This is a genomic window from Sodaliphilus sp. (assembly GCF_045598405.1).
Taxonomy (GTDB): Bacteria; Bacteroidota; Bacteroidia; order Bacteroidales; family Muribaculaceae; genus Sodaliphilus; species Sodaliphilus limicaballi.
The window spans coordinates 20184-27301 of record NZ_JAZLLZ010000198.1; the positions used below are offsets into that span (position 1 = coordinate 20184).

Here is a 7118-nt window from a genome sequence, read left to right on the forward strand (position 1 = left end):
TTATTAATTTTTCAAGTTAAATATCTAACAAACCCTCGGGCAACGACATCGTGATGCTTTCACCATCCATGTCAATGTCAGTCACCAGTTCGTCGGCAGCAGGTATATCCACCTCATCGCCTTCGGGTGTCTCAACAATGAACAGCACGTTCTCGGTCGCATCGTCCACATCAATAATCTCACCCACTCTCGCGCCTTCCTGGGAATACAGTGTAAAACCGATGAAGTAATCAATGGGCATCTCATCGCAGTCTTCATCGCTAGAGATTGACTCATATTCATCTTTTCTCACATAGATATCTTTATTCACAAGCAGTGTTGCCTCGCGCTCGTTGGTAATGCCATCAATGGTTATCAGTGCCGACACGGCCGACTTGGCACGGCTATACTCAACAAAGAAGGGGACGTAGATGCCGTCAATCTCGCTGATGAGACATGAGAAATTGCGCAAAAATTCAAAGTCCACATCAAGCGATGCCGAAATCTCGCCGTTCACGCCGTGAGGTTTGTTGTAGCGACCTATGCACAATATGTCATCGCGCAATATCATTTCTTTTTCTTCTTTTTAGAACCACCCTGCTGCGGAGCCTCTTTGAACTCATGCAGGCTGTGGGTATCTACATTCAGTTTTATCTTGCCGCCTGAATAGTAGTACAGGTCCTTGAATATCTTTGCATCCTCCACGTCCTCTTTGTTAATCTGGAAGATGAGTTTCTTCATGTGGTTAGCCAGTAGCATCACCAGGGCGTCACGCTCTTCGCCCTCGGGATATTGAGCCGCACGTTCTATCATGCGCTCAATTATCTTGCCGTAATGACGGTATTTAATGGGTTCAAGATGATAATCCATCGGGGCGGGACGACTATCAAGATTATCCTTGCGCACAATCTCATAGGGATAGTCAATATCCAGTTCAAACTCGCTCATGATGGCAAGATGGTCCCACAGTTTGCGTTTATAGTCAGCCTCTACCCTGTTTTCAGGAAACATATTGTCCATGATGGCAATGATTGTGTGGGCACACCTGTTGCGCTCTTCGCGATCGACAAGCGACATGCAGTGCTCTACCATCTGGTGAACATTGCGGCCATACTCGGGTAAGATGAGTTGCTTAAGTTGTGAGTTATAAGTCAACATATAATTACTTCAATAAAAGTGCAAAGTTAAGCATTTTTTTTGGCATTATAAACCATTTTCTCCCCATAGTGTGGTTATAACACCTTTTTCTTTGGAGTTGTTGCTTGAAATTCCTTCAGATAAAGTGGCGTTGAGTAAGCCACATCAATGAAATCAGACTCTCGGAAGGCTTTCTCGGCAAGTGCCATCATTTCGAGTGCAACCGGTTTGATGCCGTCAACAAACACTGCATTAGGATGCTTGATGACCTCGCGCACCTTGTTTGACCCGTTCCCCATGAACACCACCTTATGCTCGGCAAGTATGTCGCTGAACGAATTTTCGTCGATAATCATGGCTTGCGGTTCTACAACGGCTCGCAATGCCGTGTTATAAGCCGCAGTGTACACCTCCATGCGCCTAGCGTCAATCATCGGCACAAATACCATATCGTCATCGTCAAAGAAATTATTGAACATCGTGCTCACAACAAGCAGTTGCAGCGTGTTCACGCCGATGAGAGGAACATTAAGCCCAAATGCAAGCCCCTTGGCCTCGCTCAAGCCTATACGGAGCCCGGTGTAACTGCCAGGACCCATGCTCACAGCAATAGCATCAAGGGTGAGCTCGCGTGTGCGCACATAGTCAAGTGCGTCTTTCACATAAGCACTCAAGAGCGTGGCGTGAGTCTGCCCGTCGTAATTCTCGTGATGTTCAAGCACTTGACCCTCACAAGTAAGAGCCACCGAACACACCTCGGTCGATGTTTCAATATTGAGTATAACTGCCATAAATCATAACCTTCTATTTCAACCTACAAAGTTACAAATTTTTAACGAAAAACGAAAAATGAAAATCAAAACTTTTCCAGTAGGCTGGCCCTAGGTCGATTTAACTCTGCTGTACTCTGCTGAAGGGTTATTTTGCACGGACAGGACGCACACTCATGCCGCAATAACGGTCATTGTTCTCTAATGACACATTAACTTCATCAATATCTAAGTTAACCCTTAATATAGTTGCTGAAACAAAATTTTGGTTTATGCTTCCTGCTTCGAAATTATTAGTCCAATATAAGCAATAAGAATTTACAAGGTCTATATCCTTAGATGATGGAGTTATACCCCATGGAGTATAACGATAACCCGCAGCGGGCAAGAAAATACTGTTTCCATTTTGTTTACTTGTAATCTTGCATCCATTCACTTCATTAATTGTTACCCACTCGACAGTAGAGTACTGCTCATTAAACAATTCCTCAAACTGTGCAGTTGTGGGCATGTGCCAGTTGTCATCGTCCCAGTTGACTGCTGCCGCATCATCTTCGGGGTCAAGCACGGTCTTGTTGTCAACTATTCCCCACGCCCCATTAGTACAATATTTTGTAACTAGACCTTTAGTGTTGTCATACCATTTATAATTTTTCTTGTTAAACGGAAAAATTTCATCGGCAGTATGTCCACGAGAATCACCCCACTGATAGTACAAGCCGTTTTCCTCGGGCTTGCTTGCACCCAGATTACATGGTGACCACAACGTTCCGCTGGGTAATTCCAGGTCCACATAATCGCGAGGCACGGTTACATTACATGTAGCGACAGAAACGCCATGATCTTCTGACTCACAGGTAATCACCGCAGCTCCCATAGCCACTGCCGTCACGTTGCCATCGATCACAGTTGCCACACTTTCATCACTAGTTGACCACACCAAAGTTTTGTTAGTGGCATCATCAGGTTTTATGGTCGCAATCAGTTGTTCGGTTGTAGAGGGCTTCAAGTCTAGATCAGACTTATTCAGTGTGATTGATGTAATCAACTGGGTGGGTACGCTTGAGTAAGTCACAATTGACTGTGTGCCCTTGGTCACTGTAAACATGAGTCCATCACTAATCTTAAGCACGTCCATCCAGGTCAACAGACGGTCGTAAACGTCAATGAAAAGAATGCGTCTTTGGTAGGGATAGTATTCAAACCTTACAGCACCCGGATAATTAGTTTCGCCATATTGGTTTAGTGTCAATGAATCAGTTGTATTGCACCACCATGTACCCGAAACATAACTATTATCTATATAATTCGCGTCGCCCTTACCCACATAAACATATTGGATGTCAGAAGCATTTTCATTATTATTTTGAGATTGAGCACTTGCATACTGAATACACAATGCACACACCAATGCTAAAACAAATATATATTTTTTCATAATTTTCACTAATTTACTGTAAATGATAAACTTTGAACATTAGTTTCCTGCACTCACCGTGCGCACTGCACGCACTCCGTAACCAAAGTAACGACTAGTAAAGTCGATATGAATTTGAGTATAGGAATGAGACATGAAATATGCAGAACTGTAACCATCTGACAACTCGTTAGTCCAATATTTAGCATATTCATTATAGTAGTATCTAGTCTCATGCTCAATCCAGCCATTTGCCGCCAGTGTTAGAGTATTACCATTAAGCCTACTCACCACCCTATAGCAATTATTCTCTCGGTCATAGTAATTAGTTGTGTATCTACCGTCAAGCAGGTCACTAAACTCTTGCCTTGAAGGCATGCGCCAGCCCGACCCCCAAGCAGCTGTTGCGGCATCATCGCTGGACTCAATGATAGTTTTATTATCTACCACACCATGATAATCAACACTACAATACTTGGTATATCCTTTACTCTCACTGAAATACTTGTAGTTAGGTAATGAGAAATTATGATTACTTGCAGTATAGCCCTTGGTGTCGGCCCAAGCAAAATATAAACCACTATCACCAGGCTTACTAGCACCGATATTGCATTCGGCCCACAACACGCCACCAGGCAAGTCTAGATCAACCCACCTATGACCATTGCTGTCAACACCGCTGCGGTCTTCATGCGCTACCTCTACCGTACAAGTTGCTTTGACACAATTGTCGTCAACCGATGTACAAGTAATCACAGCACTGCCAGCCCCCATATTATAGATATAGCCATTTGCATTAACAACAGCCACACTCTCATCGCTGCTTGACCAAATCACATTTTTATTGCTGGCATCACTTGGCAGGCATTCAGCTGTCAACTGAGTATTCACTTTATGCTGCAAAATAACATGATCTGTGCTCAGCTTAATTTGCTCAACATACTGCTTGGGAATAGCATTATAAGAAATGGCATCATTGCTGCCACTGGTCACGCAACGCATGTAACCATCCTTGTTCCTAATCACACCAAGCCACGACACTACACGAAAATACTTGTCAAAAAAGACGATGCGACCCTGGTAAGGGAAAAACATATAGGTCACAGCACCAGGATAGTCGGTCGTGCCATCCTCGTTCAATGTGAACGACTCGCTCTTGTTACGATACCATGTGCCCAAGATACTCGAGTTATCAACCGAATAGGGACCGCCTTTTATATACTCTATATCACGCATCCCCTCAATGGTCGAGATTGCAGCATTGACATCAATGACATCCAACTTGCCATCGTGGTTCATGTCACCTTTAATAATTTGAGCATGTTCGTACTGAGCACCTATCACACACATGAGAGCAAATGCTAAAATATATTTTTTCATAATTTTATGCGTTACAAGTTTTTAACAATATGAATACAAATTACTTAGAGGTTACACGCACTGCTCGCACAGTTGCACCTATATAACGTTCATCAGTCAATTCAATATATATTTTGTCACCATATATATTTGGGTCGTCATATAAATCATATAAATATACACATCCTGTATTATAATGTTCAATCCCTTGTGTAGTATTTGTCCAGTAATATATATGTTGGGCATAATATGATTTATCTATTTTCACACCAGCATAAGGTAATAAAATGCTATTTCCATTCCTCACACTTGTCACCTTCATACAAGGCATTTTGTCCACCACTATTCGTTCGGTTTTTGTATTTTTATCTGATAGCAGTTCTCTAATTTCTTCTACTGTGGGCATGCGCCATTCGCTGCCCCAATTTGCGGTAGCTGCATCATCTTCAGAATCAAGAGGATGCAATTCTCCTTCAGGATAGTTATTATACTTAGTATATTTACCTCCTCCCGAAGGATTAGCCCACTTGTAGGTATTATAAGAAAATTCATGTCCATCATTACTTGCATGGCCTTCCACGTCACCCCAAGCAAAAAACAAACCAATCCCTTGAGGCTCATTAGCGCCTATGTTCCAAGAAGCCCACATCGCGCCACTGGGCAAATCAAGGTCAACCCACTCCCGGCCATTGCTATCCTTACCGCTGCGATCCTTGTTACCCACACTAACCGAGCAACTATCAGTGATATTACTTCCGTCGGTTGTAGAGCAATAAATTGTAACTGTTCCAGCGTCAACAGCAGTAACCAAGCCGTCACTGGAGACAGTAGCCACAGCATCGTCAGAGCTCCACCACTTCAATGTCTTGGTGTCAGCATCATCAGGCAAGACTGTTACTTTTATTTGCTGTGTAGTACCATATTTCATGTTAACATTACGGTCATTTATCTTAACACTCTCGACAAGCTGAGTGGGAGTTGAGTAATACACCTTCACATCTCCATTACCTTTTTCTACAGCCCACAAATGTTCGTCCATGAGCATAATCACTGTCATCCAGGCCAAGACATCACCTTTTTTATTATAGAAAATGAGGCGACTTGGATAGGGATAAAACTCGTAGGTTGATGCACCTTGATAGTCTGTTGAGCCATCAGGGTTTAACTTAAAAGACTCCTTCTTGTTGAGCCACCACGTTCCTGCAACGTGACTATTATCCACAATATTGGGATCGTCGCTCATTGGGATATACCGAATTTGTTGCAAACCCAGTGTAGTAGAAACCATTGAATTAATATCAACAACATCCAGCTTGCCATCATCGTTTATATCGCCATTAACTAACTGGGCGTTAACAGCATGAGCACACCAAACACAAATTAAGGCTAAAATAAGTAACCCTTTTTTCATAGTTCAATCACTAAACTAGCAACACTTTTGTAACTATTTGTATAATATCCTGAGCAACAAAAAATATGCTCAGGATTGTCATGTCATTATTTTCTCTTAATAAAGTGTTGCATTACAAATAAGCAAAAACACAACATGACATGACAAATGTACAAATATAATTTAAAACTACCAAATTTTTAAGTTGCAGATTTAAGGACATGAAAAAAAAATATTAATTTTGTATCATGATAGTAACAAAGATTAATGACACAATAAATCTTGAGGCTATGTGCCCAAGGTTAAAGACCGCTTTGCAATGGTTGCGTAATAACTATGCATCCATTCATGAGACAGGCGTGAGCAGAGTGGACATTGAAGATGGCGTGTGGGCCAATGTAGAAACACCAGCAATGAAAGCCATAGACAAGCAGGTGCTGGAAGTGCACCGCAAGTACATCGACATCCATGTGCCTGTAGATAAGGACGAAGTGATGGGATGGCTACCCACACACATGCTCAACAATGTGGTAACTCCCTACTCGGCTGAGCGTGACATCGCGTTCTACAACGACACGCCACTCACCCACTTCACCCTACATCCCGGCGAACTATGCATCATGACTCCGCTCGATGCCCACGCTCCTATCATCGGGACAGGCACAATCAAGAAAATATGCATCAAGGTAGCGGTGTGACAAAACACTCGCAGTGCTCGTTTCGCTACGCTACGATACGGTCACTGGCATGAACTACGATACGCTTCGCGTTGCTTCGCTACGATACGGTCACTGGCATGAACTACGATACGCTCGCGATGCTCGCTACGATAACACTGTTGCAATAAGTTTGCGCCAACAATGTCATCGTCATCGTAACGAGCACCGCGAGCGCATCGTAGCGAAGCACATCGTAGCGAAGCGTATCGGTAACTACTCAGGTAGGGGTACACGCCCTTTTGGGGAACTTGAAATGTTAAAATGAACACCGTCTGTTTCTGTCTGCTAAGTTTTATAAAAACGCATTTGCCAAAGCGTCCAAATAATACGTATATACCTGCTATACA

General features: G+C 42.9%; 7 protein-coding genes. 1 reads left to right on the forward strand and 6 read right to left on the reverse strand.

The features are described from left to right. Positions 1 to 16 precede the first annotated feature (16 nt). The 6 genes from rimM to ACKI3C_RS13080 all read right to left on the reverse strand — a co-directional run bounded on the left by rimM (position 17) and on the right by ACKI3C_RS13080 (position 6073). Entirely contained in the window at positions 17 to 550 is a 534-nt protein-coding gene (rimM, locus tag ACKI3C_RS13055; protein ID WP_407405780.1) for a ribosome maturation factor RimM, read from the reverse strand. Then, a complete protein-coding gene (locus ACKI3C_RS13060; RefSeq protein WP_407405794.1) occupies positions 547 to 1134 on the reverse strand; it encodes a DUF4290 domain-containing protein in 588 nt (195 codons plus the stop codon). The genes rimM and ACKI3C_RS13060 overlap by 4 nt, the downstream gene beginning before the upstream one ends. A gap of 77 nt (positions 1135 to 1211) precedes the next feature. Beyond that, positions 1212 to 1907 (reverse strand): tRNA (adenosine(37)-N6)-threonylcarbamoyltransferase complex dimerization subunit type 1 TsaB, encoded by a 696-nt coding sequence (gene tsaB / locus ACKI3C_RS13065; RefSeq protein ID WP_407405782.1) that lies wholly within the window; start codon positions 1905 to 1907, stop codon positions 1212 to 1214. A 127-nt stretch (positions 1908 to 2034) separates the two neighbouring features. Continuing rightward, entirely contained in the window at positions 2035 to 3324 is a 1290-nt protein-coding gene (locus tag ACKI3C_RS13070) for an Ig-like domain-containing protein (protein ID WP_407405784.1), read from the reverse strand. Positions 3325 to 3363: 39 nt separating this feature from the next. After that, on the reverse strand, positions 3364 to 4653 hold the full coding sequence (locus tag ACKI3C_RS13075; RefSeq protein WP_407405786.1) for an Ig-like domain-containing protein: 1290 nt from the start codon (positions 4651 to 4653) through the stop codon (positions 3364 to 3366). 70 nt (positions 4654 to 4723) lie between these two features. Beyond that, complete coding sequence (locus ACKI3C_RS13080; protein WP_407405788.1) at positions 4724 to 6073, reverse strand: Ig-like domain-containing protein; 1350 nt, start codon at positions 6071 to 6073, stop codon at positions 4724 to 4726. Positions 6074 to 6300: 227 nt separating this feature from the next. Here ACKI3C_RS13080 and ACKI3C_RS13085 point away from each other — a divergent pair, with 227 nt between their 5' ends. Continuing rightward, the gene (locus ACKI3C_RS13085) at positions 6301 to 6750 is read left to right on the forward strand and encodes a YhcH/YjgK/YiaL family protein (RefSeq protein WP_407405790.1); all 450 of its coding nucleotides are present in this window, start codon (positions 6301 to 6303) and stop codon (positions 6748 to 6750) included. Positions 6751 to 7118: the final 368 nt, after the last annotated feature.

Coding starts and splice junctions, on each gene's coding strand:
- ACKI3C_RS13075 (WP_407405786.1), bottom strand. CDS start 4,653: ATGTGTGTGATAGGTGCTCAGTACGAACATGCTCAAATTATTAAAGGT.
- ACKI3C_RS13070 (WP_407405784.1), bottom strand. CDS start 3,324: ATGAAAAAATATATATTTGTTTTAGCATTGGTGTGTGCATTGTGTATT.
- tsaB (WP_407405782.1), bottom strand. CDS start 1,907: ATGGCAGTTATACTCAATATTGAAACATCGACCGAGGTGTGTTCGGTG.
- rimM (WP_407405780.1), bottom strand. CDS start 550: ATGATATTGCGCGATGACATATTGTGCATAGGTCGCTACAACAAACCT.
- ACKI3C_RS13085 (WP_407405790.1), top strand. CDS start 6,301: ATGATAGTAACAAAGATTAATGACACAATAAATCTTGAGGCTATGTGC.
- ACKI3C_RS13080 (WP_407405788.1), bottom strand. CDS start 6,073: ATGAAAAAAGGGTTACTTATTTTAGCCTTAATTTGTGTTTGGTGTGCT.